General features: G+C 70.1%; 19 protein-coding genes. 10 read left to right on the top strand and 9 right to left on the bottom strand.

Translation table 11 applies throughout. The features are described 5' to 3' along the window. Positions 1 to 61: 61 nt before the first annotated feature. Together aroQ and ACWIGI_RS04825 are read right to left on the bottom strand one after the other, a co-directional pair. On the bottom strand, positions 62 to 511 hold the full coding sequence (gene aroQ / locus ACWIGI_RS04820; protein ID WP_454200993.1) for a type II 3-dehydroquinate dehydratase: 450 nt from the start codon (positions 509 to 511) through the stop codon (positions 62 to 64). 22 nt (positions 512 to 533) lie between these two features. Further along, positions 534 to 1,130, bottom strand: a complete 597-nt coding sequence (locus ACWIGI_RS04825; RefSeq protein WP_454200994.1) for a hypothetical protein — start codon at positions 1,128 to 1,130, stop codon at positions 534 to 536. Between the two features lie 417 nt (positions 1,131 to 1,547). Here ACWIGI_RS04825 and ACWIGI_RS04830 point away from each other — a divergent pair, with 417 nt between their 5' ends. Next, positions 1,548 to 3,149: an NTF2-like N-terminal transpeptidase domain-containing protein gene (locus tag ACWIGI_RS04830; RefSeq protein WP_454200995.1), complete on the top strand. Its 1,602-nt coding sequence runs from the start codon at positions 1,548 to 1,550 to the stop codon at positions 3,147 to 3,149. Between the two features lie 81 nt (positions 3,150 to 3,230). Here ACWIGI_RS04830 and ACWIGI_RS04835 read toward each other — a convergent pair whose 3' ends face one another. The 3 genes from ACWIGI_RS04835 to ACWIGI_RS04845 all read right to left on the bottom strand — a co-directional run bounded on the left by ACWIGI_RS04835 (position 3,231) and on the right by ACWIGI_RS04845 (position 6,351). Continuing rightward, positions 3,231 to 3,608 (bottom strand): DUF3054 domain-containing protein, encoded by a 378-nt coding sequence (locus tag ACWIGI_RS04835; protein ID WP_454200996.1) that lies wholly within the window; start codon positions 3,606 to 3,608, stop codon positions 3,231 to 3,233. A 105-nt stretch (positions 3,609 to 3,713) separates the two neighbouring features. Then, positions 3,714 to 4,829, bottom strand: coding sequence for a lysylphosphatidylglycerol synthase transmembrane domain-containing protein (locus tag ACWIGI_RS04840; protein ID WP_454200997.1), 1,116 nt, complete (start codon positions 4,827 to 4,829; stop codon positions 3,714 to 3,716). Positions 4,830 to 4,833: 4 nt separating this feature from the next. Then, a complete protein-coding gene (locus ACWIGI_RS04845; RefSeq protein ID WP_454201035.1) occupies positions 4,834 to 6,351 on the bottom strand; it encodes an adenylate/guanylate cyclase domain-containing protein in 1,518 nt (505 codons plus the stop codon). A gap of 431 nt (positions 6,352 to 6,782) precedes the next feature. Between ACWIGI_RS04845 and ACWIGI_RS04850 the strand changes: the two genes are divergently transcribed. From ACWIGI_RS04850 to ACWIGI_RS04875, 6 genes are all read left to right on the top strand, one after another. Beyond that, positions 6,783 to 8,000 carry an AI-2E family transporter gene (locus ACWIGI_RS04850; RefSeq protein WP_454201036.1) on the top strand — a complete coding sequence of 406 codons (1,218 nt, stop codon included), beginning with the start codon at positions 6,783 to 6,785 and terminating at the stop codon, positions 7,998 to 8,000. Further along, on the top strand, positions 7,975 to 9,165 hold the full coding sequence (gene macS, locus ACWIGI_RS04855) for a MacS family sensor histidine kinase (protein ID WP_454200998.1): 1,191 nt from the start codon (positions 7,975 to 7,977) through the stop codon (positions 9,163 to 9,165). Before ACWIGI_RS04850 ends, macS begins: the two co-directional genes overlap by 26 nt. A 43-nt stretch (positions 9,166 to 9,208) precedes the next feature. Beyond that, positions 9,209 to 9,871 carry a response regulator gene (locus tag ACWIGI_RS04860; RefSeq protein ID WP_454200999.1) on the top strand — a complete coding sequence of 221 codons (663 nt, stop codon included), beginning with the start codon at positions 9,209 to 9,211 and terminating at the stop codon, positions 9,869 to 9,871. Positions 9,872 to 9,990: 119 nt separating this feature from the next. Further along, positions 9,991 to 10,692, top strand: a complete 702-nt coding sequence (locus ACWIGI_RS04865; protein ID WP_454201037.1) for a DUF1707 SHOCT-like domain-containing protein — start codon at positions 9,991 to 9,993, stop codon at positions 10,690 to 10,692. A gap of 58 nt (positions 10,693 to 10,750) precedes the next feature. Next, positions 10,751 to 11,569: an alpha/beta fold hydrolase gene (locus ACWIGI_RS04870; RefSeq protein ID WP_454201000.1), complete on the top strand. Its 819-nt coding sequence runs from the start codon at positions 10,751 to 10,753 to the stop codon at positions 11,567 to 11,569. Between the two features lie 354 nt (positions 11,570 to 11,923). After that, positions 11,924 to 14,149, top strand: coding sequence for a DUF2339 domain-containing protein (locus tag ACWIGI_RS04875; protein WP_454201001.1), 2,226 nt, complete (start codon positions 11,924 to 11,926; stop codon positions 14,147 to 14,149). Between the two features lie 94 nt (positions 14,150 to 14,243). On the opposite strand, the gene ACWIGI_RS04880 is transcribed toward ACWIGI_RS04875, so the two are convergent. From ACWIGI_RS04880 to ACWIGI_RS04895, 4 genes are read right to left on the bottom strand one after another with little or no spacing between them, the layout of a single operon-like run. Continuing rightward, positions 14,244 to 17,276, bottom strand: a complete 3,033-nt coding sequence (locus ACWIGI_RS04880) for an MMPL family transporter (protein WP_454201002.1) — start codon at positions 17,274 to 17,276, stop codon at positions 14,244 to 14,246. Next, positions 17,276 to 18,022, bottom strand: a complete 747-nt coding sequence (locus tag ACWIGI_RS04885) for an NYN domain-containing protein (RefSeq protein ID WP_454201003.1) — start codon at positions 18,020 to 18,022, stop codon at positions 17,276 to 17,278. The genes ACWIGI_RS04880 and ACWIGI_RS04885 overlap by 1 nt, the downstream gene beginning before the upstream one ends. Then, positions 18,019 to 18,843, bottom strand: coding sequence for a tRNA (guanosine(46)-N7)-methyltransferase TrmB (gene trmB, locus ACWIGI_RS04890; RefSeq protein WP_454201004.1), 825 nt, complete (start codon positions 18,841 to 18,843; stop codon positions 18,019 to 18,021). The genes ACWIGI_RS04885 and trmB overlap by 4 nt, the downstream gene beginning before the upstream one ends. A 59-nt stretch (positions 18,844 to 18,902) precedes the next feature. Beyond that, positions 18,903 to 20,324 (bottom strand): lipase family protein, encoded by a 1,422-nt coding sequence (locus ACWIGI_RS04895; RefSeq protein WP_454201005.1) that lies wholly within the window; start codon positions 20,322 to 20,324, stop codon positions 18,903 to 18,905. Between the two features lie 247 nt (positions 20,325 to 20,571). On the opposite strand from ACWIGI_RS04895, the gene ACWIGI_RS04900 reads away from it, so the two are divergent. The 3 genes from ACWIGI_RS04900 (at position 20,572) to ACWIGI_RS04910 (ending at position 25,680) form a co-directional block, all read left to right on the top strand. Then, positions 20,572 to 21,279, top strand: coding sequence for a hypothetical protein (locus ACWIGI_RS04900; RefSeq protein WP_454201006.1), 708 nt, complete (start codon positions 20,572 to 20,574; stop codon positions 21,277 to 21,279). 761 nt (positions 21,280 to 22,040) lie between these two features. Continuing rightward, positions 22,041 to 23,630 (top strand): hypothetical protein, encoded by a 1,590-nt coding sequence (locus ACWIGI_RS04905; protein WP_454201007.1) that lies wholly within the window; start codon positions 22,041 to 22,043, stop codon positions 23,628 to 23,630. 223 nt (positions 23,631 to 23,853) lie between these two features. Further along, positions 23,854 to 25,680 (top strand): phosphoenolpyruvate carboxykinase (GTP), encoded by a 1,827-nt coding sequence (locus ACWIGI_RS04910; protein ID WP_454201008.1) that lies wholly within the window; start codon positions 23,854 to 23,856, stop codon positions 25,678 to 25,680. Positions 25,681 to 25,976: the final 296 nt, after the last annotated feature.

Raw genomic sequence — 25,976 nt, forward strand, 5'->3', positions numbered from 1 at the left:
GGGCGCTCGGCGCACGAAAAAGGCCCGGCTCGTGATGAGCCGGGCCTCGGGCGCCGAAAGATCAGCGGGTGGCGAGGAATTCGACGGCGGCCGCGTACCCCCGGATACCCATGCCCGCGACGACCGCGGTGGCGATGGGGGAGACGTAGGAGTGATGCCGGAACTCCTCGCGCGCGTGCACATTGCTGATGTGCACCTCGACGATCGGCACCTCCGGAATCACCAGGGCGTCGCGCAGCGCCACCGAGGTGTGGGTGAGCCCGCCCGGGTTGATGACGATGCCCGACACCACCCCGCGCGCGGCGTGGATCCGGTCGATCAGCGCGCCTTCGTGATTGGACTGGAAGGCGTCGATCTCGCGACCGAACCGCTCGGCCGTGACCCGGCACAGCTCGACCACGTCGTCGAGCGTGTCGGCGCCGTACACCTCGGGCTGTCGCGTGCCGAGCATGTTCAGATTCGGACCGTTGAGCACCAGGATCGGACCGGCGGATTGAGCCATGGCTCGCATCCTACGTCCGCGGCCCGGGTGGCTAGAGTCCGCGCGGGCCTTCCGCGCGCAGGTCGTCGACCTGGCGCATGGCCGCGCGCAATTCCTCGAGCCACTCCTCGGCGTGCTTGCCCGCGAGTTTGACCGTCCACGCCAGCGCGTCCGATCGCGAGCGCGCCACGCCGGCGTCGACCAGGGTGTCGAGCACCTTGCGCTCGGGCTGGCGCAGGCGCGTCATGACCGGAACGGACAGGTGGGTGAACAGGATTCGCTCGCCGGCTATCGTCACGCCCCACGCCACGCTGCGGCGATAGCGGCCGTGCGCCTCCAGGGCGATCTGCATGCGGGCGGGCCGGGTGGATTCCCGGAAGCGGGAGACGAGTCCCTCCCGGGTGGCCCTGGGGACCTCGGCGGGCGGTGCGTCCGGGTCCGCGGCGTCGGTGGGTTCGACTGCGGGGAGCGGCAACTCGCCGATGACGACGATCTCGTCGCGGTCGATCTCCAGGAGCGGAGGACCGGTGAACCACTCGACTGGCAACCTTCCGGCGAACCAATCCTTCGCGTCCAGGGCGTCGGGGAGGTCGGCCTGCTGCCAGCCCCCCGGTCGGCCGAGATCGCGTTCGCGCTGTCCGTTTCTCATCGCGGTCACTCTCGCTTACTGCCTGAAGTTGTAATGCTGATTACAACATTACGTTTCGCGGCGCCGATGCGATTGCGCTCTCGGAGAACGGTGTTCGAACGGTGTCCTGGGAGGCGCCCGCGCGGCCACCATCAGTACGGACCGGACGGTTCAGGGGTGGTGGAACACGCCGGGGTCCGTAACCGACCGGTGATCATGTAACTGGTCCCGAACGACCGATATCGGCACTATGGTGGTGCTCAATAGGAGTACGCCTGGTGGAAAGGTGGCACCGCGAGCTTTCGGTACGCGGTACCGTGGTCCCTGTTGCTGATGTGGCAAGAGTGAAGAGTGGGCGATATGGATGTGTGGGGATCCCGCCGCTTCCGAGTACGTGGGGCAATCGTGCTCGCGGTGGCGGCCGGTGTCGCGATCGCGATGGGGTCATGTGCTGTTCGGGATCGGACGACCGGGGCCGAAGCGGTCGTCGAGCGGTTCAGCACGCTCCTCGACAAGAAGGACTATGACGGCGCCGCGCGCCTCACGTCCTACCCTAACGGTGCCTCGGCAACGTTGAAGCAAGTTTTCAGCGGACTCGAGTCGGGCACACCCGACTACGAGATGACCCAGTTCATCGGACTCGACGGGAACACCGGTCTTTTCAGCATGACCGGCGCCTGGAACTTCGGGGAGAAGAAGGACTGGAAGTTCGACCTGCAGGGCACCGTCCGCAAACTCAGTGTCGGCTGGCGCATCTCGTGGGACCCCGCCCTGGTGCTGCCGCAGCTCGACGCCAAGCGCAGCGTCCAACTGGTGCGCACCTACGCCGCGCCGTCCCCGCGCGTCAACGACATCGTCGGCGCGCCGCTCATGACCGAGCAGACCATCAACGTCATCAAGCTCGACCCTGCCAAGACCGGCGACCCGGTGGCCTCCTCCAACGCCCTGGCCGCCGCCATCGAACCCGTCGCGCCCCTGATCACCGGAGATTCGCTGCTGCAGCAGCTCTCGTCGTCGCAGGGCAAGCCCATCGTGGCGGTGAACCTGCGCGACGGCGACTTCGAGATCCTCGAGCCGCGCATGGCGCCCATCGCCGGCGTGGTCATGGAGAAGCAGCCCCGGCTCATCTCCGCCGACCGCCGGGTCTGGTCCCCGCTGCTGGACTCCCTGCGCAAGGTCTGGCAGGACAACCGCGACGAGCGGGCCGGCTGGGGCGTGCAGCTGTTCGAACCGGACGGCAAGTTCGTCACCCAGCTCGCCGGTGAACAGGGCCCGCCCGGACCGGACATCGCCGCCACCATGGACCAGCGGCTGCAGCGCGCCGCCGAGGACGCGGTGGTGAGTTACGGCGCCCCCGCCTCGATCGTGGCCATCCAGCCCTCCAGCGGCGCGGTGGTCGCGGCCGCGCAGAACAGTCAGGCCAGCGCGCACGGCTCGGTGGCCTTCACCGGCCTGTACCCGGTCGGCGGGCTGATCGAGGTGTTCAAGAACGTCGCCGCCGTCGCCAAGCAGAAGGCGCCGCAGGACGTTTCGGTCAGCGATGCCGCCGAGGCCGCGACCATGCTCGGGGTCGGCATCGACTTCAAGGTCGCCGGTCTCGACGAATCCACCGGCAGGCTGCCCTCGGGCAAGAACGGCGCGGAGACCGTCGGGCGCGGCAACGCCGCGGACTCGCTGCTGGCCAGCCCGTGGGGCATGGCCATCGCGGCGGCGGCCATCGCCAACGGCCAGGTGCCCAAGCCCATGATCACGATCGGCAACCCGGCCACCACCGAGGTCGAGCTGCAACCGCTGGCGGGCAACGTCACCGATCGGCTGCGCACCATGCTGCGCGACGCCACCGGCGCGCCCGAACTCGCCGGACTCGGCCGCTACCAGGGCATTCAGGCGTTCAGCGCGACCGCGGGGGCCAACGGCTGGCTCATCGCGACCATGGGCGATCTGGCCTTCGCGATCCATATCGACGACGTGGACAGCGCCGACGCCACCGGGCGGATGGCGGTGCGCCTGATGCAGGCGCTGTCGAGCCCGGACGACTAGCGCGGCGCGCCGGGGTCGATTCTTGCGGCGCGCCTGGTCAGTTCGGCGTGTCGCGCCCCGGCGGCAGGGCCCGCGACCGGATCAGCGCAGCGCCCGGAGCGCGGCGCGCGGGCCGAGCAGCACCAGCGCCAGGAAGCAGGTCGCCACGATGACGAAGCTCAGCGCGGTACCCTGACCGCTGACCGCGCGCAACACCATGCCGCCCGCCAGCGTGCTGATCCAGATGACGACTCCGGCGGGCCACAGCGCCCCGCCGTCGAAACGCCGTGCCGCGGTGAGCCCCTCGCGGCCCGAGGCCAGCGCCACGGCGATCACCCAGCCCAGCAGCAATCCGGTGAGAAACGGCCACGCGGTCCGCGCCAAGCCGGTCAGTACCTCTTCGTCGTGGCTGCTGCGGCCGATCGCACAGAACACGATCACGAACACCACATCGACGACGAACGGCACCAATTTCTTCACGGGCCACAGGGTATCGGCACCGCATCGGCCGGTCGCGCAGGGACACTCGTGCCGTGCGAGGGACATATCGTGCACCGCGCGGGGACACTCACGGCGTCGCCGGGCCTACTGTTCGGCGGCGGGGCGGTTCGGCGCGCCGGTGCGGCGCTGCTCGAACTCCTTCTCGTACTCGGCGTCGTCGACGTGCGGCTTGCGGTAGAGGAACAGGAACACGATCCAGCCGACGATCGCCACCAGGATGAAACTGACCAGCCGATACAGGAAGGCGGCGGCCACCGCCTGCGAGGCGGGCAGCGCCGCGGCGACGGTCAGCGAGTAGATGAGGGTGGCGTCCACGTAGACGATGCCGCCGGGCGCGAAGGGAATGGTGCCCACCGCTTTTCCGGCCGCGAACACCAGCATGAGGGCCGCCAGCTTGGGCTCCGCGCCGACCGCGTAGCAGGCCGCGCCCAGGCAGGCCACGTCCGCCATCCGGTGCACCAGCGCCCACCAGGTGACCAGCGCGCCGTCCCGGCGGCCCAGATCCACCGACTCCAGCTGGCCGAGGATCTCGCTGATCTTCTCCGAACCCTCGGTGCTCGGCCGGTGCCGAATCCGGTTGATCAGGTGCAGCACCCGGTGCAGCAGCGATTCGATGGAACCCGGATGCTTGGACACGTAGTTGAACGCCCAGATCAGCACCGCCACCGCGCCCAGCGACACGATCACCTTCAGGGGGCCGACGCGGTCGCCGACCAGCACCGCGCCGAACAGGCCGAGCAGGGTGAGTCCGGCGGTCGCGACCACGCCCGACATGACCAGCTGCCAGGACGCCACGATCGGGCTCGCGCCCCACCGCCGAATCTGTCTGTAGGTGAACGCGGTGGAGAAGACCTGGCCCGCGGGCAGGGTCAGCGCCATACCGGTGGAGCCGTACACCACCGAGACCGACTTGCGCTGACTCACCTCGACGCCGCCCGCGTGCAGCAGCTGCTTCTGGATCCGGCCGTACCCGCTCATGGAAACCGCCTGCATGAAGATGCAGGCGGCGACCCAACCCCAATGGATTTCGGTGAGGTTCTTCCAAGAATCGGCTAGGCGCGGATAAAGATATGCGCCCTCGGAAATCAACAACGCCAGCAGTGCGGCCCCGACCACCCATTTGGCCCATCCGAACCTGCCGCGGCGCGAGTTCTCCGCGGGCGGCGCAGGTTCGCCGGCCAGCTCATCATGGGCCGTCACGGGGTCAGCCTAACGAACTGGTCGCCGCCTCGTCTGTACCCCTCAGGTCGCTACTCGAGCGCGGCCAGGCCAGCCGAGTTTTTCTGCGCCGTCCGCGGAGCTGGACTTCGTCGCCGGTTTCCCAATGCCGCTGTTCGTTCTCATCGGCGAAATACAGCGCGCTGCTCGAGGTCAGGACGCGTTCGGGGCGGTCCTTGGCGAGCTCGGTCAGCCGCGACGCCTCGTTCACCGGATCGCCGATCACGGTGTACTCGAATCGATTTGCCCCGCCGATATTGCCGGCGACGGCCAGCCCGGCCGACACGCCCATGCCGATATCCAATCCGGGCACCTCGCGCAGGGCTTCGCGCAGCTCACGGGCGGCGGCCAGGGCGGCGGTCGGCGCGTCCGGGCGATCCAGCGGCGCGCCGAAGATGGCGAGCGCGGCATCGCCCATGAATTTGTTGATGAGGCCGTGATGGCGGTCGATCACATCGACCACGACGCGGAAGAACTCATTGAGCAGACTGACCACTTCGGTCGGCGGGCGTTCGGCGGCGGTGGCCGTGGAACCGACCATATCGACGAACAACACCGCCACGAATCGGGTTTCACCACCGAGTTCGGTGCCGTACTCCAATGCGCGCCGCGCCACGTCCTCACCGACATGGCGGCCGAACAATTCCTGCAGTTCCCGGCGTTTGGCCGCCTCGCCCATCATTCGGTTGAAGCCAACCTGCAGCAGCCCGATTTCCGAACCGTCGAAAACTTCCACCTGAACGTCCCGCGCGCCTTCCTGCACGCGATCGATGGCCTGGCTGAGCTGCCGAATCGGATCGGAAATACTTGACGCGGTGAGCATCGACAGCGCCAGCGCCTGCATGATCACCACGCCGCACAGCAGCAGAATCGACACCGCCAGCGACTGGGCGGAGAACTGCACGCGCGCGGAAATCTGCGTCACGCACAGCAGCACGATGGCGATCACCGGCGCGAACGTGCCCATGCCCCACGTCATGGCCATGCGGGTACCGACGCCGGCGGTCAGCGTGTGGTCGAACACGCCCGCGGTCAGCGCCTCGGCCGCGACCGGGCGCAGAATGCGTTCGCCCAGCATGTAGGTGAAGCCGAAAACGATGGTGGCGGCCATGCATTCGGTGACGATCACCGCCGCGGCCAGTTCCGGGGTGCGCACGATGATCAGCGAGGCCAGCACCGCGCCGCCCACCAGCCACAGCACCAGGTGCACGATGGCCTGCCGCAGCGGCGCGTGCAGCGCCGCCATCTGTTCCTGCCGGCTCGGCGGCCCGCCGCGCATCTGCCAGCGCATGACCGGGCGCAGCATGAGCGCCGACGCGGTCAGGCTCAGGAACCCGCCGACGGTGAAGACCAGCCCGGGCACCAGCAGCCCGGTCTGGCGGGTCGCGCTGGTCTCGCCCTCGGGCACCGGCAGGCCGTACTGGATGAACGCCCACACGAGCACGGCGCCGAAAGCGTTGGCGGCGAGCATCGATGCCAGATACAGCGGCCAGCGCGTGCGCATCGTCTGTTTGACCGCTTCCAGCGGATCCCGGGCGGTCGTCATGTCGCCACCGTTCGTCGCCCGGCCGGCCGCGCGGATATCGCGGCTGAGCTTGCTTCGCGGGGCGTTGACACGAAGACCAATCTAGCGGCGGATCGGCCCGTCCGAATATTTGGCGCACGGCTGCGCGCCACCGGAGCTCGCGTGCGCGGGCGGGCGGTTGGGCGCGGGGCCGATTTCCCGGTTACCCCGAACACGCCCCCGCTACACCCGAAATCGGGTGTGACGTCGCGTGAGAGGGAAATGGCATGGGCGCGGCGGGCGATCGAGCGTCCGTTCACACCAGCGCGGGACAATTCGGACACAGTAGGGTTCGGGGGGTGAGCGAGGCGCAAGCGGGGGACGGGCACGCCGATCAGCCGAAGTCGGCGCGCAAGAGCGATTCCGACGCGGTGCATCCGCTGGTGCGCGAAGCCGCCGAATGGAGCTGGCGGCTGCTGCTCATCCTGGCGGCCATCCTGACCGTCGCGTGGATGGCGCATCGGCTCTCGGCCGTCACCATTCCGCTGTCGATCGCGCTGCTGGGCGCGGCCCTGCTCTCGCCGCTGGTCGACTGGATCCAGCGCCTCGGCGTGCCGCGGTCGCTCGGGGTCTTCGTCGCGCTGACCGGATCCATCGGCCTGCTCGCCGGCATCATGACCTTCGTCGTCGAACAGTTCGTCGTCGGCGTGCCGCAGCTGTCCGACGAATTCAAGGACAGCGTCCACGAGATCCAGGACTGGCTGATCAACGGCCCGCTGCACATGAGCAACGAGCAGATTCGCAACGCGGGCGACACCATCGTCAAGACGATCGAATCGAATCAGGCCACGCTCACCAACGGGGCGCTCACCACCGCCACCGTGATCGGCGAGTTCTTCACGGGCGCGTTCCTGACGCTGTTCATCCTCATCTTCTTCATCTACGGCGGCGACCAGATCTGGGAGTTCATGACCCGGGTCGTACCGCGCGCCCAGCGCGATCGGGTGCGCACCGCCGGGCGGCTCGGCTTCGGCACCCTCACCGGATTCGTCCGGGCCACCGTGCTGGTGGCCGCGGTCGACGCCATCGGCATCGGCGCGGGCCTGGCGATCCTGCAGGTGCCGCTCGCGCTGCCGCTGGCCTCGCTGGTGTTCATCGGCGCGTTCATCCCGATCATCGGGTCGTTCATCGCCGGCTCGGTCGCGGTCTTCATCGCCCTGATGACCAAGGGGCTGGTCACCGCGCTCATCGTGCTCGGCATCACCGTCGCGGTCATGCAGCTGGAAGGGCATGTGCTGCAACCGCTGCTGATGGGCCGCGCGGTGCGCATCCACCCGCTGGCCGTGGTGCTCGCCATCGCCGCGGGCGTCGTGCTCGCGGGCATCGCGGGCGGTCTGCTCGCGGTGCCGTTCGTGGCCGTGCTCAACACCGCCATGCGCTCGCTGCTGGCCGACTCGCCCGACGAGCTGTACCAGGATCTGCACACCGGGGATCCGCACGAACGGATGTTCGCCGCCGAGCCCGACACGCCCGACCCGAATCGTTATCGACTGCCCGAACCCGGGGCGACGAGCGCGGCGCCCACGGCCGGGCCGAGCGCGCCGGCGCCCGCCGCCGACCCGGATGCCGCCGGTGACACGCCCGGCTGAACCCGCCTCCGATGACGCCGCCACCTCCCCGCTGTGGCGGGCCGCGCAGGCGTTCCGGCTGGTCACGCTGATCTACGCGGTCGGCCAGCAGGCCGCGTCGGTCTCGAACTACACCAATCAGCGACTGAGCTGGGTGCTCATCGCGCTCATGGCGGTGTGGTCCGGCGTCTCCGCGGTCATGTTGTCGCAGTGGCGGATTCACAATCTGCGCCGGGTGCGCACCACCGTCGTCATCGGCGACCACGTGGTGGTCATCGCGCTGATCTTCGCAACCCGCCTGGTCTCGGACTTCGACTGGTACCACGGGCATCAGACCCTGCCCACCACGCTGTGGGCGGCCAACGCGGTGATGTCCTCGGCGATCCTGTGGGGACCGTTCGGCGGGGTCATGTCCGGACTGCTGATCGCCGCCGCCATCATCACCGCGCGCGAGCAGTGGGAACTCGACATCTGGCGGGACGCGACCGCGCCGGTGCTGGTCTCGGTCGGGCTCGCGATCGGCTTGGCCGCCAACACCGCTCGCCGCGCCCAGGCCCAGCTCCAACGCGCGGTGCGGCTCACCGCCGCGGCCCAGGAACGCGAGCGGCTGGCCCGCGAGGTGCACGACGGCGTACTCCAGGTTCTGAGCTACATCAAACGGCGCGGCACCGAAATCGGCGGCCCCACCGCGGAATTGGCGCAGCGCGCGGGGGAGCAGGAGGTGGCGCTGCGGGTGCTCATCTCCGAACAGGGCGAACGCTCCGACGCCGGCGGCCCGGAGGTGGATCTGCGGCCGCTGCTGACGGCCCAGGCCACCCCGTCGGTGCTGGTCTCCACCCCCGGCGAGCCGGTGCCGTTCGGGCGCTGGGAGGCGCGCGAGATCTCCGCGGCGGTGGCCGCCGCGCTCGCCAACGTGGTGCAGCACGCCGGGCCCGGCGCGAAAGCCTATGTGCTGCTGGAGGATACCGGCGACGAACTCATCATCAGCGTGCGCGACGACGGGCCGGGCATCGCGTCCGGTCGGCTCGCCGAAGCCGAAGGGCAAGGGCGCATGGGGGTTTCGCGCTCGATCGTGGGCCGCATCGCCGCCATCGAGGGCACGGCGCACCTGCTGTTCGAGACCGCGGGCGCGGACGGCTCGGACGACGGCGCGGAATGGGAGTTCCGGGTGCCCCGGCGCCCCTGACCATCCGCGGCCGCGATCACTCACAATGGGACCGGAGGTGCACATGTCCGAACAAGCAGGGCCGATCACGGTCATGGTGGTCGACGACCATCCGATCTGGCGCGACGGCGTTGCCCGCGACCTCGCCGAGGCCGGATTCGAGGTGGTGGCCACCGCCGACGGCGTCGCGTCCGCCGCGCGGCGGGCCGCCGCGGTCCAGCCCGCCGTCGTCCTCATGGACATGCAACTGCCCGACGGCAACGGCGCGGACGCCACGGGTGAGGTGCTGCGCGTGTCCCCGCGCACCCACGTCCTGGTGCTCTCGGCCTCGGCCGAACGCGACGACGTCCTCGACGCCATCAAGGCCGGGGCCATCGGTTACCTGGTCAAGAGCGCCTCGGCCACCGAACTCGCCGACGCCGTGCGGGCCACCGCCGCGGGGCAGGCCGTGTTCACCCCGGGCCTGGCCGGCCTCGTGCTCGGGGAGTTCCGGCGCATCGCCAACAGCCCGGCCGACCGGGACGAACCGCACCGGCCCGCCCTCACCGACCGCGAGACCGAGGTGCTGCGCATGGTCGCCAAGGGACTCTCGGCCCGGCAGATCGCGACCCGCCTGAACCTGAGTCACCGGACCGTGGAGAACCACGTGCAGTCCACGCTGCGCAAACTCCAGCTCGGCAACCGGGTGGAACTGACGCGGTACGCGATCGAACAGGGCCTGGAATAGCGGCCGCGGTATCCGGGCGTGGGGGCGGGATTCAGGGATTGCCCTGATGCGCGAACACCCCCGCGCTGGCTAGCCTCGAAGGCATGGGTGGCCCTGAATCCGGCATCGAGACGGGCGTGATCGGCGATCGCGACCTGCGCGTGGGGGATGCCGAATGCGAACACGTCGGAACGTTGCTGCAGCGCGCGGTGGGCCTGGGCATGCTGTCCCTGGGGGAATTCACCGAGCGCATGGACACCGCGCTGGCGGCCAAGACGCGCGGCGAGCTCAACGCCGTGCTGGTCGACCTACCCGGTATCCGGCTGGCCGGGCAGCCCGGACAGGCGCCGCCGCACTACCCGAACGCGCGCGTCCACTCCGCACCCCGGCCGTTCACCGGCGGGCGCGCGCAGTTCGCCACCGGATTCGCCACCGCCGCAGCGCAATTCGCCAACCCTCGGACGCCGGTGTCGGGCACCGTGATTCGGGCGCGCATGTCCGGCATCACCCGTAAGGGGCCCTGGCAGGTGCCGCCGGCGTTGACGGTGGAGAGCTTCATGGGCGGTGTCACCCTCGATTTCACCCAGGCCATCATGTCCACGCAGGTGGTGGAGATTCGGCTCACCGGGTACTTCAGCTCGATCGAACTCGTCGTGCCGGGCGAGGCGACCGTCGACGTGAACGGCGTCGACCTGGTCGGTTCCTCGGCCAACAACAAGGTGCGCACCGGGCCGCCCATGGGCCCGCTGCACCTGGTCGTGCTCGGTGACCTGCGCTTCGGCTCGATCACCGCAAAGCATCCCTTCGGCACGAACTGGAAGCGTTTCCTGAACGGAGCCTGACCCCCGGGGCCCGAATGGGCTGCGGCGGCAGGCGGTTCCGGCGGGTATCCTCACGCGCATGGTCGAAGGCGGGGCGGCGGGCGCGATTCCGAAACCACTGGTGCGCACCGGCCGCGGCGAACCCCTGCTGCTGTTGCACGGGGTGCTGCTGACCTGGCAGTCCTGGATTCCGATCATCGACGACCTGGCCGCCGATCACGACGTCCTGGCGCCCACCCTGCCCGGGCACTTCGGCGGCCCCGAACCCGAGCGGCCGGTCACCGTCGGCGCGCTCGCCGACTTCGCCGAGGCCCTGCTCGACGAAGTGGGCTGGCCCACAGCGCATATCGTCGGCAACTCGCTCGGCGGCTGGCTCGCCCTGGAACTGGCGGCGCGCGGCCGGGCCCGATCGGTCACCGCCATCGCGCCCGCCGGACTGTGGCGCACCCCGCAGGCCGCCGACGCCCTGCTGCGCAAGTTCCTGATCTTCGGCCCAGTGGTCGGCATCTCCACCGATCGCCCCGCCACCATGCCCACGATGCTCCGCAGCCTGCTGCTCCCGCTGCTGGCCCACCGCCCCGCCGCGGTACCCAACCAGCTCGCCAAGGCGATGGCCGCCGCCGTGACCCACTGCACGATAACAACCGATCTGACCCAGGATCCGTTGCTCCCCAAGGGTTTCACGACCCTGTCGACCCTGGAGACCCCCACCACGATCCTGCTCCCCCAGCACGACCGGATCCTCCCCGCCCACCTCTACCCCGACCTCCCCACGACCCCGGCCCTCGACGTCCGCCCCCTGACCGGCGTAGGCCACGTCCCGATGCTCGAGGCCCCCACCCGCGTGGTGGCCGAGGTCCGCGCGACCCTGACCCGCGCGGCGTCTCAGTCCGCCTGACCGGCCCGGCCACCCGGCGCGGATCCGGCTCGATCAACCGGCAGCGAGATCTGTCGCCGACGGTTTCGGACATGCGGTCCGACGCGATCCACTTCGCGAACTCGAGGCGGCGCCGAGCGCGTTCGGCGGCGGGCAGTTCGAAACGGGGATCGCGCCGTCAGCACCGCCGAAGCCGTGCGGGTCGTTCGCGTTCGCCCTGATTACGCAACGTGGTCACCTCTCGTCCCGGGGAACTGTCAGACGGTGGTCTGTGCTGTGACATCGGTCGGGCAAACTGGGTTGGGGTAGGAATCGGGGGTGGCTCGGGGGTTTCTACTCATGTGGGAGAAAGCGCCGGTCGCGAGGCTTTAGGGCATGAACACCGCCATCGATCCCCGCTTGATCGCACGGCTGTCGACCGAATTCACCTCGCTCAGCGACCACATGAGCACGCTCGGCCGGGACCTCGAGGTCCTGCGCGGGCAACTCGTCGCCGAGCGGGGCGGGCCGACCGCCCAGGGCGCCGCGACGGGCGCGTTCCCGTCGCAGCCGCCGAACCCCCGCACACCGCCCGCCCCGATGCCCTCGGTGGCGGGCGGCGTCGTGCCGCCGCCCGGTGAGTGGGCGCGGCCCGTACCGGCCGAAGCTACCGGTCCGGCGGATTCCGTACCGGCGGCCGAAGCCGCCGCTGCCGCAGCGGCGTTCGCGCGTCGAGCGTCGGAAACCTCTGCGGCCGAACCTGATCGGACCGGCGCTCCGACCACCGGTGCGCCCGGATGGCAGAACCCGCCCGCCGCGCCGGTACCGCCGGCCGGGGGACTGCTACCGCCGCCGCCGTATCAGGGTGCACCCGTTCCGCCGCGCTACGCGGGAGTTCCCTTGGCGCCCGCGCAGACCCGGGCCGGGTGGATGGGCGGGCCGCCGCCACGGGTCGGACCGGCGGGGCAGCCGGTGTACGGGGCCATGCCGCCCGTCGCACCGCAGCGCCGTGCGCCGCGACCGGTGCGGACGCCGTGGTGGCAGCGTGAGGGGGTCGTCAGCCGGGTGCTCGCGGTCGCGGGGGTCGGCGTCACGCTCATCGGCGTCGTGATGCTGCTGGTGCTGGCGGCGCAGGCCGGAATCTTCGGGCCGGTGCCGAGAGTCGTTGCCGGGGCGCTGTTCTCGGCGGCGCTGGTGGGTATCGCCGGGCGGGTGCACGGCCGGGCCGGCGGGCAGGTGGGCGCGGTCGCGCTGGCGGCCACGGGTATCGCCGGGGGATACCTGACCGTCGTCGCGGTGACCGCCGTGTACGGGTGGCTGCATCCGATCATCGGCTACGGCGTCGCGCTGGGGATCGCGGCCGGTGGCGTGGCGCTCGCGATGCGGTGGCGCGCACAGGCTCTGGCGGTGCTGGTGGTGCTGGGCGCCGCGCTGCTGTCGCCCGCCGTCGCCACCGGAATCGCGCTGCTGGTCTTCCTGATCGTGCTGCAGCTCGCCGCGGTTCCCGTACAGGTGGTGCGGGATTGGCCGTGGCTGCACCTCGTGCGCACCCTGCCCGCGGCGCTGGCCGTCTTCTTCGCCGTGGCCGCCGCCGCGCTGGGCGACGCCGCGCGCGGGCAGCGCTACGAGATCCTCGCCGCCGCCGTCGCGGTGGCCGTCATCGGCCTGGCCGGTGCGCTGGTCTCGGTGCGCGCCCGCGCCGGAGACCTGACCGCGAGCCTGACCTTCGCCGCGGCCACCGTGCCGCTGCTGGCCGCGCCCGTCATGTTCGAGCGCCGCACCTCGGTACTCGTGTCCGCCGTCTTCGCGGCCGTGCTGCTGCTCGTCGCCGCCCTGCCGTGGATCTCGAAACTGTCCGAGCGCGTGCGTGTTCCGGGCCACCTCGCGGCGGTCGCGGCCGTGGCGGGCGCCTGCGCCCTGCTCGAGGCGTGCGTCGGGGCGACCCGGGTGCAGACACTCCCGATCGCGCTCTTCCTCGCGGCCCTGGGCTTCCTCGCGGTGGCCGGGCAGCAGCGCTCGCGGCTGACGACCGGTCTCGGCGCGGCCTTCGGGGTTGCCGGCACCCTGGTCTTCCTGGAGCGGGCCAACCCGTCCACCCTGGCCGAACAGGCCGAAGCCGAACGGTACCTGGGCATCTCGACCGCCCTGGCCGCCGTCGCCGCGCTCGCCGTCCTCGCCACCGCGTTCTGGTGCGCCCGCAGGCTCGGCCTCGCCGCCACCGAGAGCGACGCCAGCGCGCTCGGCGTGGTGGGCGGCATCGCGGCCCTGTACGCGGTGACTGCGCTGACCGTCTCGATCGGCATCGCCACCGGCAGCCCCGACGGCTTCCGCGCCGGGCACGGCATCGCCACCGTCATCTGGATGGCGGCCGCCACCACCGCGCTGCTCTACGGTCTGCGCCGGCTCACCCGCACCCCGCAGGCGGCCAAGGTGGCGCTCGCGGCCGGTCTGCTGGTCACCGCAGCCTCGCTGGCCAAGCTGTTCCTGTTCGACCTGGCCACCCTAGACGGTCTGGTCCGCGCGGGCGCGTTCCTGGTGGTCGGCGTGCTCCTGCTGCTGGCGGGCACGCGTTATGCCCGGGCGTTCGCCGAATCGGCCCAGGCCGGTCCGTCCACATCGTGATCCGGCGGAGCGCCGGAGCGTGATCCGAACGACGAAGCCCGGCCGTGCGATACGGCCGGGCTTCGTTGTGTTCCGAGCGTCGGTGCTTCCGGGATCAGTCCCGGTTCTGCCGGCGCAGTAATTCGTTCACGCTGACGGTGCGGCCCTCGCCGCCCCGATGCTTGCCCTCGTCGTCCAGATCCTCGGCCGGGCGCCGGGCCGAACGCAGGTCCGACATCCACTGCTCGATACTGCTGCGACCGTCCCCGGCGGGCTGATCCTCGAGCGAGTGATGCGTCGGATGCGGTTGCTCCGCACCGGCGTTCGCGGTCTCGCCCGCGTCACCGCCGGGCTGGTACAGCTGCGCGCGGGTCGCCGGATGCGGCGCGATGTTGCTCCCGGGCGGCGGCAGCACCCGCTCCGCGCCGATCGGATGCTTCGCGGGCGCCGAATCCGACTGGGAGACAGTCGGAATCGCCGGGTTCGCGAGCGGCGCCGGCTTGGGCGGCTGCGCGAAGGCGCCGTCCCGGTTCCGGGCGGCATCGGACTCGGGCGTCTCGCGACCGGGCCGGTCGACCGTGCGCGGGGTGACGCCGTGCCCGGGTGTCCGGGGGAACGCGCCGCCGGCCGGCCGGTCCGCGGGAACGCCGTTACCCGGCTGCGCCGGAATGCCGTTACCCGGTTGTGCGGGAACGCCGTTGCCCGGTTGCGCTGGAACACCATTGGCCGCCTCGGGCGGGGTGCCGAGCGACTTGGGAGCCGCTCCCGGTACGCCGCCGGGCGCGGCGGGTCCGGCCGGCTTCGAGTCGGTGATCTGCTGGGTCGGCGCGTTGCCGTCCACGTCGATGTCGATCATGCGCGCGGGCTTGGGCCGCCGGATACGCGGAATCGCCTGGCTGTCGGTCAGCGCGGGCATCTGCATGGTCACCGGGTCGGTGATGGGCGTGGTCTTGACCAGGTCCACCACTTCGCCGCCGCCGGGCCGCTCGTCGTCGAGGATCGGCTCGCCGAGCCCGATCTTCTCCTGCACCTTCTTCATCCAGGCCGGAGCCCACCAGCAGTCGTCGCCGAGCAGCTTCATGGTGGCCGGCACCAGCAGCATGCGCAGCACCGTCGCGTCGATGATCAGCGCCGACACCATGCCGTAGGCGATGTACTGCATCATCACCAGTTCGGAGAAGGCGAACGCGCCCGTCACCACCAGCAGGATGAGTGCGGCCGCGGTGATGATGCGACCGGTCTGCGCGGTGCCTATGCGTACCGCCTCGGTCGTGCTCGCGCCCTGCGCTCGCGCTTCGACCATGCGGGACAGCAGGAATACCTCGTAGTCGATCGACAGGCCGTAGATGATCGCGATGATCAACACCAGGATCGGCGACATGATCGGTTGCGGGGTGAAGTTCAGCAGCCCCGCGCCGTGCCCGTCGATGAAGATCCACGTCAGAATGCCGAGCGTGGAACCCAATCCGAGCGCGCTCATGAGCGCGGCCTTGAGCGGGAGCACCAGCGATCCGAACGTCAGGAACATCAGGATCGTGGTGATCAGCAGCACCAGCGCGATCATGATCGGCATGATGTCGAGCAGCGAGTTGATGCTGTCCATCATCATGACCGGTTGACCGGTGACCATCACCTCCGCGCCCGCCGGCACCTCCATGGCCCGCAGATAATCCACGGTCTCCTCGGGATGATCCGGGGTGAGAACGGTCGCTTCGGTCTTCCAGACATTCGAGCCGTTCGGCGGTTTCGCCGGAATGCCGAACTGGGAGTTCTTCACCAGTCCGGGTGCCTGATTCGCCTGGGTGAGAATCGCGCCGATATCGCGCGAATTATCGGTGACGATGACCAGCTGCACCGGATCCGATTTACGCAGCGGGAAGATCTCGTCGAAATGCTCCTGCGCCATGCGGACTTTGTTGTCCGGCGGCAGGTAGGTCTCGCTGATACCGCCGAATTGCAGATTCTTGACCGGGATGATGAGCAGCAGCAGCACGATGGTCAGCGGAATCGCGACCTTGAGCGGATGCTTCATGACCCAGGCGGTCTGCCGGCCCCACAGGCCGTTCTCGACCTCTTCGGCGGTCTTGGTCTTGCGAATCCACTTGAGGCCCAGGGCATCCACGCGCGGGCCGAGGATGCCCAGGATCGCGGGCAGCACGGTGAGCGCGGAGACCATGGCCAGCAGCACCGCGGCGATGGTGCCGTAGGCGACGGACTTGAGGAAGCCCTGCGGGAACAGCAGCATGCCCGCGCTGGCGGCGATGATCATCGTCGCGGAGGAGGACACCGTCCGGCCCGCGGTCTGTACCGAGCGCCGCACGGCGGCCTTGGTGTCGTACCCCTCGGCCAGCTCCTCGCGGAAGCGGCTCACGATGAACAGGCCGTAGTCGATCGCCAGGCCCAGGCCGATCATCGAGACGACGGCCATGACGAACGAGTTCACCTCGGTGAACTTGGTCAGGCCCATGATGATGCCGTTGGAGGCGATGATCGTGAGGCCGCCGATGATCAGCGGCAGCGAGGCGGCCACGATGCCGCCGAAGATGAGGAACAGCAGCACGGCGACGGCGGGCAGCGCCAGCATCTCCATGCGCTTGACGTCGCTGGAGATGGTGTCGTTCAGCGTGAACGCGATGGGCTGCATGCCCGCGACCTCGACCGTGACGCCGGGAATGTCGAAGGCGTTCTGCACCGCGTCGTAGCTGCGCAGCATGTCGTTGTCGTTGTTGCCCGCCAGCGCGAGGGTGGCGAACGCGTGCTGCTTGTCCTTCGAGCCGAAGAAGCTCGGCGAGTACTCGCCGGTGGTCGTGCGCCAGTACGACCCGTTGACCTTGGAGATCTCGGGGTACTCCTCGGGCAGCCGGTTGAGGGCCTCGACGACCTTCGCGCTCCATTCCGGATCGTCGATCGTCTTGCCCTCGGGCGCGGTGAACAGCAGCACGATGTCGCTGTTGTGGTCGCGACCGTAGGTCTGGTCCTGCAGGACCGCCGCCTTGGTCGACTCGGAATGCGGGTTGAACCAGCCGCTGGAGCTGAGATGGCTCTCTACCCCGAGCCCGAAGGCACCGAGCGCGAGAAACCCGGCGATCGACAAGCCCAGAACCGTGTAGCGCAGTTTGTAGACCAGGTCGCCCCAGCGGGTGAACACTAAGCGACTCCTTGAGCGGGGCGGGAGGTGAGCAGCGCTGACAGCGGCCGGAACGGCTGCAGCCATGCTCCCTCGTCGGGCAGCGACTCGAGACTGACCCTGGGCAGCGGTTCACGGAACACGCCCGGGATGTCCTCGAGGTCGATGAACTCGAGAATATCCGACGTGACCGCCCAACTCGCGTGCTCGCGGAATCCCAGCACCTGGACAGGAACGCCGCTGGCGGCTATTTCCTCGAGCGGTGCGCGGAATGCCTGGCCATCGGCGGAGGCGACCATGATTCCGGCCAGCCCGGCGCCGCGGCGGCGTAGCTCGATGTGGGCGAGCATATCGCTGTCCACGTCGGAATCTTCATCGATTTTGGGTTTTGCGAAGACTGCGTAGCCGACATTGCGAAGCGCCTCCACCCAGGGGCGCACGACATCGGCGGTGCCGGGGGCGATATTGGTGAAAACGGTGGCTTCGGGTTCGACGCGGGTGCGACTGCCGACCGAGAGTTCGGCGGTCCGGGCGAGCAGCCAGCGGCCCAGCGCGTCGAAACGCGGGCGATAGGCGGCGGTCGGGCGGCCACCGAGAATGGCGCCCAGACCCATATCCAAATTGGGGGCGTCCCACACGAGGAGAACCCGGCGCACGTCCGATGTGGTGCCCGAGAGGCTCGTGTTGCCGGTTAGTTCCGACGACCCTGCGCCGTGCATTATTCCGGCAACATCCGCGACCTCCGGGGCCATCTCACTGACGCTCATGATTCGATCTTCCCCCAGATGAACTCGTTGATAGCGCTACCCGCGCGGAGTCCTTTGCCCTCGAACTTCGTAATCGGGCGTTCGAAACCGATCGGTGCGTTTTCAAGATACTGCGCGGGGTCCCCACCCGTGGTCTCATTCATGCCGATGAGCTGCGATTCTCCCGCGCCCACTTCGGCAATGTGTTCCGCGTAATCCGCGTGATCGGTCGCGACGTGCAACACGCCGCCCGGACGCAGCCGACTGGCGATCAAGGTCAGCGTCGTGGGCTGCAGCAGCCGGCGCTTGTGGTGCCGCGCCTTCGGCCACGGGTCCGGAAAGAACACTCGGACACCTGTCAGCGACTCCGGAGCAATCATGTGCTCGAGAACCGAGACCGCGTCACCGCGCAGCAGCCGGATGTTGTCGATGGACTCGCGCTCGATGCGCTGCACCAGCTGTGCCAGACCCGGGCGGTAGACCTCGACGCCGATCAGATTGAACTGCGGCTCGGCCTGCGCCATCGCCGCGGTGGCGGTGCCGGTGCCACAGCCGATTTCGATGATCAGCGGGGCGCTGCGGCCGAACCACGCGTCGGCGTCGAGCTTGTCCTGGGACACCTCGCGGCCGATGGACGGCCACATGCGCTCCCAGGACTGCTGCTGCGGCTGGGTCAGCGCGCCCCGGCGCGACCGGAAGCTGGTTACCCGGGGGTAGAGGCGATTGTCGCGGGGACGATCCACACCCGCGCCGGCGGGCGCACCCGCATCCGCGTGGTCGGCGGACCGCGGCCCGGGGACTGACTCGGCAGTGTGGTTCGCGGCGTCGTTCACGGCGTCCATTGTCCAGTATTGAGTAGTTACCGCAGCAATCGACTACGTGTTGGGGAGCGGATCGACCGTCAGGCCGCCAGGCCCGGCGCCTCGGCGGCGACCTGCGGCGACTGCTGTGTGAGCGACAGCCCCAGCGTGACTCGCATTGCGGTGGTTGCCAATTCCAGCAGTCCCCGCCAGCGGGCGGGCGGCAGCGCTACCGACCAGACGGTCTCGGTTGTGGGTTCGGTGAGAGTTTTGCCCGCGAGCCGATCGGCCAGCCAATCCAGGGTCAGCGGCGTCGCCAGCGGCAGCAGCGAGAAATGTTCGCTCAGCCGATCGCGCAGGTACCAGACCTCGGCGCCGTTGGCCCGGTAGCGCTCGACCTGGGCGTCGACGCCCGAGACGTGGATCACCTGATCCCGCACCGGGTGCACGACCAGCACGGGGCAGGCCGGGGCGGTATTGCCCAGGCGAATATCGGCGAACATGTCCTCGAGCTCGGGCAGGATCTCCGCCAGCGGCCGGCGCAGGTAGTCCTCCAGGCGGCAGCCGACCAGCAGCGGCAGGGCGGCGATCGGGCCGAGCTGCTCGACCCGGTGCAGCAGGCGGTGACCCGCGGGGGTGAAGTCCTTGCGGACCACGTCGGCCAGGACCGGGTAGACCTGCTGCAGCGCGGCGATGACGATCGCGGGGAAACCGGCGTACAGGCCGCCGTCCAGGCGCAGGAAGACCGCGGCCGGATCGCCGACGGGCGCGCCGAGCACGGCGCCGGCGATATCGAGTTCGGGGGCGTACTCGGGGGCCATCTCCACGGTCCACGAACTCGCCATGCCGCCGCCCGAATAGCCCCAGACCCCGATCCGGGTCTCCGGGCGCAGGCCGAGCGGTGCGAAACGCAGGGCCGCGCGGATGCCGTCGAGGGTGCGGTAGCCGGGTTCGCGGGCCACGCCGAAGCCGCCCTTGGGGCCCTCGTGATCGGCGATGGTGACCGCCCAGCCGCGGCGCAGCGCGTTGGCGACCAGCATCCATTCCCACTGGGTGACCGAACCGGGCGAGAGCGCGCCGCGGCGCAGGGCGTAGGACGGGGCGCAGCGATCGGTCACCGCGTCCTGGGCGGACTGGAAGGCGAGCAGCGGGCGGTCGGCGCCGGGGTCCGCGCCCTTGGGTAGGAGCACGGTGGTGACCGCGACCTCGGGGCGGCCGTGTAAATCGTTGCTGCGGTACAGCAATTGCCAGGCCGTCACCTGCTGGGGGATAACGCCGAGCAGCGCGAGTTCGACCGGGCGGGTGCGCAGAATGGTGCCCGGCGGCTGCATGGCCAGGCCGGCCGGGGTGTGGAAGAAGGGGTCGCGGCTGGGCGGAACCGGGCGGGCGGCGCCCGCGGCGCGGCGGCCGGCGGCGGCAGTGAGGTTCGCGTCGGGGTGGGGGGCCGACGGATCGGGTTGTCCGGCAGGGGAATCCGATCGGGCCGGCGGGGCGGCGACGCCGTCGGCGTGGTGCTTGGTCACGGGTGCTGGCGACCTTCCTGGCTGAGTCCCGGCCCATGGGCTCGGGGGACCTGCCGGCGGTGCCCGCCGACCGGATCGAAACAGTAGGTGGTTCGGCGGTGTGTGTGAAGAGCGGTGTCGGTGAAATGCGCTGTCGCACAGTTGGACCCGGAGGGGTATGAGTCGGTTTGTCCTGTTGAAGGCGGCATTTCGGTCAGCGGAGGTCGAATGTCCGCCTGCGCGAGCGGGTCCGGGCTAGGCTGCCCGCGTGTCGCACGGGCCCTCCCCGCGCATTCAGATCACCGGCCGCGCCCGCGCCGGTAAATCCACCCTGCGGGACGCGCTGTCCCTGCTGTCGGCCGAGGAGACCGCGCCGCTGGACGCGCCCGGCCGCACCGACCCGGTCCTGGATGCCGACCTCGTCCTCTACGTCCTGCCCGGCGCCGCGAATTCCGCCGACCGCCGCCTGCTCTCCGCCCTGCCCCCGGGCCGCGTCCTCGTGGTCCTGAACAAGGCCGACGCGGTCGGCGCCCGCTGGCCGGACGCGGCCGCCGTGGCCGACCGCCTCACCCGCACCCTGGGCCACTCCACTTTCCCCGTGGTGTCGACCTTGGCGGCCCGCACCCGAACCGGCACCTTCACTCCCGCAGACCTGCACACCCTGCACCGCCACCGCCACCGCGAGACCCCCGCCTTCACCCTGCTCCCCGAGCTCTTCACCGACCCGTCCGTGGCCCTGGACACCCCCGACCGCCACACCCTCCTGGACCGCTGGACCCTCTATGGCGTGGCCTGCGCCCTGACCGCCCTGAACCACGCCCCCACCCTCGCTCCCCGCCCCCTCCTCCAGATCCTCCACTCCGCCAGCGGCATAGACCCCCTCCACGAGGAGCTCCACACCCGCTACGCCGCCGCCGCGACCCGCCTGGCCGAGGAGGCCGCCCGCCCCCACCCGCTCCTGGAGTTCCCCGACTGACCAACCGCGCTGCCCGTGACCCAATGCCCTTCGCCGGTGCGCTCCGCCTCAACCCGCGATCGCCCCCGATCCGCAGTGGCTCGGCCCCTCGGCGGCTCGGACGCTCTTCTGGTCGTGGATCGGCTTCAGGCCGGCTCGTAGCTCGAACCGATTAGCACCGTCGTGGCAGCCGGCATTCGAGCGAGCTGAGCGCGTGGCCCTCGGCGAGATGTGGTCCGGGGTCTCGGCGAGGCACCCAAGTTGGGATGGGGAGAGACGAGGGTGGGGGTGGTGACGAATGACGGGGGGTGGAGGGAGATCTCGGGTCCGGAGGGGTGTTGGGCGGCGCTGTGCAGAGCGGGGCTGAGGACGGCAGCGGGGGTGCGGGGCAGGGCGGTAGGAAGTTGTTCGGCACGCTCGACTTGCCGGAACCGCGGAATGGGCGGTCGGACACCGGTGGGACCGGTGAAGCGGGGGTTGAGCGTGCGGTGACAGCGCCCGGCGAGGCGGCGGCATCGGTGGGGAGCATGTCGCCCATGGCTCCCGGCGTGCCGAATCCGGTTGTCGCGCCGGTGCCGAACGAGTCGACCGCTGTGCCGGGTGAATCGGAGGCCGATGTCTCCGGCGAGTCGGCGGCCGCGCTGGGGAGCCCTGTTTGCGCCATGGCTGGAGTTCCGGTCGGGCATGTGACTGGCGAACCGGTGGAAGTCGTGCCCAGCGACCCGGTCTGGACTGGGCCTGGCCAACCGGTCGGGACCGCGTCGGGCGGACCGGCCGGGACCGTGCCCGAGGAGACCGTGGAAGCCGTGCTCGCCGAACCCGTCGCGGGGCCGCCGCGGCGAGTGGCGATGCTCGAGCCGGGGGTGGAGCGGGTCGTGGGGCGGTGGAACCCGCACGGGCTGGCGCTGCTGCTGGCCATGGGGAGTGGGCGGGGTGGGGACGAAGTCGTGTTGGTGGGGCGGGACGCGGGGGACACGGCGTTGTTGCGGGCCGAGCTGGCTCGGTGTGTGCCTCGGGTCGAGGTGGTGGACGGCGGGGCGCGGGGGTGGGGGACGGGCGAATTCGACTCGGAGCCGAGGGAATCGGTGGTCAGGGGTGCAGGTGGGGTCGAGGGCAGGCCGGTGGCCGTGGCGTGTGTCGTTCTGGAAGCAGGGGCGCCGGTCGGGCGGGAGACCCTCGGTACGGTGCGTGCGCTGCGGGCGGCGGGCACACGGATCGTGTTCGCGCTGGAGGGTTTTGCCGCGCACGCGGAGTGGCGGGCAGTTCTCGAGGGGGACGCGCGGGTCCTGGCGGCCGGCGCGGCGGTCGAGATCGTTCCGGTCTCGGCGCGGCTGGCCGCGCTGGCGCGGGCGAACGGGGATGCGGCGCTGGCGGATCGGTCGGGTCTCGGCCTTCTGCATGCCCGGCTGGTGGCCGCGGCGGGCGCGGGGGCGGCGGAGGATCAGGTAGCGCTCGTCCGGGCCCGGGTGCTGGAGCAGACCCGGGAACGCATCGGGTGCGAACTCGCGAAGTTGCGCGACGGCGGGGATGTCGCGGCACTGCGTGCCGAGCGCGCCGCCCTGCTGGCGATCGGGGACGGCGGGCGCGGGCCCGCCATGTCGATGCTGCGGAATCGGTTGCATTTGGCGCGCGTGGATCTGGTGCACGAGGTCGGGGTCCGGGTGCGCGGCGTCCACACCGCCGCGCGCGCCGAGATCGATCGGCTGCCCCGCGCGCGCCAGCCGGGCTATCCCGGGGTGCTGCAGGCGGCAGTGGAAAAGATCACACGCGAGATCGACCGCGCGGTGCGGATGCGGCTGGCCGAGCTGGCGGACCTGGTCGAGCGGTCGGTCGGAATCGCCGGGGCCACACCGGCCGCCGCGGCTCCCGACACGCCCGGGGTCGAACGCGATGTTCGTCGGCCCCGGGTCGGCCCCGGCCCGGATCCGCGCTGCCGGGGTGTCGAAGATCATCTGATGATCGCGCTCGGCGCCTCCGCGGGGTTCGGGCTCGGGCGGCTGATGATGGCCCCGCTGGCGCTCTGGGAGGCCCTGGAATACGGGATTGTGCCGGTCGGTCTGTTCCTCGGTGCCGCCGTCGCCGCCTGGGTCGTGCGGGCACGTCGCGAACTCGCCGACCGCGCGCATCTCGGCCAATGGGCCGCCGACGTGCTGGTCAACGTCAAAGCACAGCTGGAACAAAGGGTCGCGACCGCGCTGGTGGAGGCGGAGGAACGACTCACCGAACACGTAGTGACATCGAGCACGGCCCAGCTCATCGAAACAGACCGAAGGGTAGGAGAATTGGAGGCCCGATTGCGGCAGGCGGCCCAGCGTAGGCCCGCTTTATCCACGGCGTGTGAACGTGACCTGACCGCACTCGAATTCGCATAGTCGCTGGTCGGAGGTTTCGACCCGGTACCGACTGGACAACCCGATTCCATACGCCGCGATATATGGCGTTAACCTCTATGGCAGGAACCTGGGCGTCCGCTTGGTCCTTGTACGCCGTCCAGCCGGGACGGCTATCGGCAAGTCGCTGGTGGTCGCCTTGCCGCAAGTGGTGGCACTCGGTGTCGCGAGCACCCCGGGCCCCCTATCTCAGGAGAGTTGTTTCATGACCTCAGCGACCATTCCTGGTCTTCACGATGGCACCGCGCCCACCGAGCACAAGGAACTGCTTGCCTGGGTACAGGAGGTCGCAGAACTCACCCAGCCCGATCGCGTGGTCTGGGTGGACGGCTCCGAGGAAGAGGCGGTGCGGCTCTCCGAGCAGCTCGTCGCGGCCGGCACGTTCAAGAAGCTGAACGAGCAGAAGAAGCCGAACTCGTACCTGGCCCTCTCCGATCCCTCCGACGTCGCGCGCGTCGAATCTCGCACCTACATCTGTTCGCGCAACGAGTCCGACGCGGGCCCGACCAACAACTGGGTCGACCCGGCCGAGATGCGCGCGACCATGACCGAGCTGTACCGCGGTTCCATGAAGGGCCGCACCATGTACGTGGTGCCCTTCTGCATGGGCCCGCTGGGCGCCGACGACCCGAAGCTGGGCGTCGAACTCACCGACTCCGAGTACGTCGTGGTCTCCATGCGCGTGATGACCCGCGCCGGCTCCGCCGCGCTGGACAAGCTCGGCACCGACCGCCCGTACGTGAAGGCGCTGCACTCGCTGGGCGCCCCGCTGGCCGAGGGCCAGGCCGACGTGCCGTGGCCGTGCAACGACACCAAGTACATCACCCACTTCCCCGAGGACCGCGAGATCTGGTCCTACGGTTCGGGTTACGGCGGCAACGCGCTGCTGGGCAAGAAGTGCTACTCGCTGCGCATCGCCTCGGCCATGGCGCACGACGAGGGCTGGCTGGCCGAGCACATGCTCATCCTCAAGCTCATCTCGCCCGAGAACAAGAACTACTACGTGGCCGCCGCCTTCCCGTCGGCCTGTGGCAAGACCAACCTCGCGATGATCCAGCCGACCATCCCGGGCTGGCGCGCCGAGACCCTCGGCGACGACATCGCGTGGATGCGTTTCGGCAAGGACGGCCGCCTGTACGCGGTCAACCCGGAGTTCGGTTTCTTCGGCGTCGCGCCGGGCACCAACCACTCCTCCAACCCGAACGCGATGGCCACCATCGACGCGGGCAACACGGTCTACACCAACGTGGCGCTCACCGATGACGGCGATGTGTGGTGGGAGGGCCTCGAGGGCCGGCCGGATCACCTCATCGACTGGAAGGGCAACGACTGGTACGAGCGGGACTCGGAGACGCTTGCCGCGCACCCGAACTCGCGCTACTGCACCCCGATGTCGCAGTGCCCCACCCTGGCTCCCGAGTGGGACGACCCGCAGGGCGTGCCGATCTCGGCGATCCTGTTCGGCGGTCGCCGCAAGACCACCGTCCCGCTGGTGACCGAGTCCTTCGACTGGCAGCACGGCGTCTTCATGGGCGCGACCATGTCGTCGGAGCAGACCGCCGCCGCCGAGGGCAAGGTCGGCACCGTGCGGCGCGACCCGATGGCGATGCTGCCGTTCCTGGGCTACCACGTGGGCGACTACATGAACCACTGGGTGAACCTGGGCAAGAACGCCGACGCGGAGAAGCTGCCGAAGATCTTCTACGTCAACTGGTTCCGCCGCGGCGACGACGGCCGCTTCCTGTGGCCCGGATTCGGCGAGAACTCCCGCGTGCTGGAGTGGATCGTCGGCCGCATCGAGGGCACCGCCCAGGGTGAGGCCACCCCGATCGGCACCGTGCCGCACGCCTCCAACCTCCTGCTGGAGGGCCTGGACGTGAACGCGGCCGACGTCGAGGAGGCGCTCGTGGTGAACGCCGAGGAGTGGAAGCGCGAGATCCCGATGATCGAGGAGTGGTTCGAGTTCGTCGGCGACAAGCTGCCTTCGGGCGTGCGCGACGAGTTCGAGGCCCTGAAGGAGCGCCTGGGCTAGGCTCCCCCGCCTCCCCGAATATTCAGCGCCCGGCTGAGATCCGTCGCCCGCCATGCATGCGGGCGACGGTTGGGTGCCGAACCGATTCTGGGCGTGCCCCCGGAGTTACCCCGACCGTTGCGAGATCAGTTGTCGCCTCGGCGATCGACGATCACCGACCCGCGACATAGCGCCCCCGGATGTGGGCGGGCGGCTCTGACACCCACAACTGACTACGGCCTCGGCGGGCCCGGCTTGGGGGGCGCCCCGGCGGGGTGGGGTTGGCGGGGGGGGGTGGGCGGGGTTACCCACGGCCT

The organism is Nocardia sp. NPDC055321, from assembly GCF_053645575.1.

Bases quoted from the DNA above. Each gene is read 5' to 3' on its own strand.
- ACWIGI_RS04825 (WP_454200994.1), bottom strand. From the start codon at position 1,130: ATGAGAAACGGACAGCGCGAACGCGATCTCGGCCGACCGGGGGGCTGG.
- ACWIGI_RS04910 (WP_454201008.1), top strand. From the start codon at position 23,854: ATGACCTCAGCGACCATTCCTGGTCTTCACGATGGCACCGCGCCCACC.
- ACWIGI_RS04885 (WP_454201003.1), bottom strand. From the start codon at position 18,022: ATGAGCGTCAGTGAGATGGCCCCGGAGGTCGCGGATGTTGCCGGAATA.
- ACWIGI_RS04875 (WP_454201001.1), top strand. From the start codon at position 11,924: ATGAACACCGCCATCGATCCCCGCTTGATCGCACGGCTGTCGACCGAA.
- trmB (WP_454201004.1), bottom strand. From the start codon at position 18,843: ATGGACGCCGTGAACGACGCCGCGAACCACACTGCCGAGTCAGTCCCC.
- ACWIGI_RS04830 (WP_454200995.1), top strand. From the start codon at position 1,548: ATGGGGTCATGTGCTGTTCGGGATCGGACGACCGGGGCCGAAGCGGTC.
- ACWIGI_RS04860 (WP_454200999.1), top strand. From the start codon at position 9,209: ATGTCCGAACAAGCAGGGCCGATCACGGTCATGGTGGTCGACGACCAT.
- ACWIGI_RS04845 (WP_454201035.1), bottom strand. From the start codon at position 6,351: ATGCGCACGCGCTGGCCGCTGTATCTGGCATCGATGCTCGCCGCCAAC.
- aroQ (WP_454200993.1), bottom strand. From the start codon at position 511: ATGCGAGCCATGGCTCAATCCGCCGGTCCGATCCTGGTGCTCAACGGT.
- ACWIGI_RS04870 (WP_454201000.1), top strand. From the start codon at position 10,751: ATGGTCGAAGGCGGGGCGGCGGGCGCGATTCCGAAACCACTGGTGCGC.
- macS (WP_454200998.1), top strand. From the start codon at position 7,975: ATGCCGCCGGTGACACGCCCGGCTGAACCCGCCTCCGATGACGCCGCC.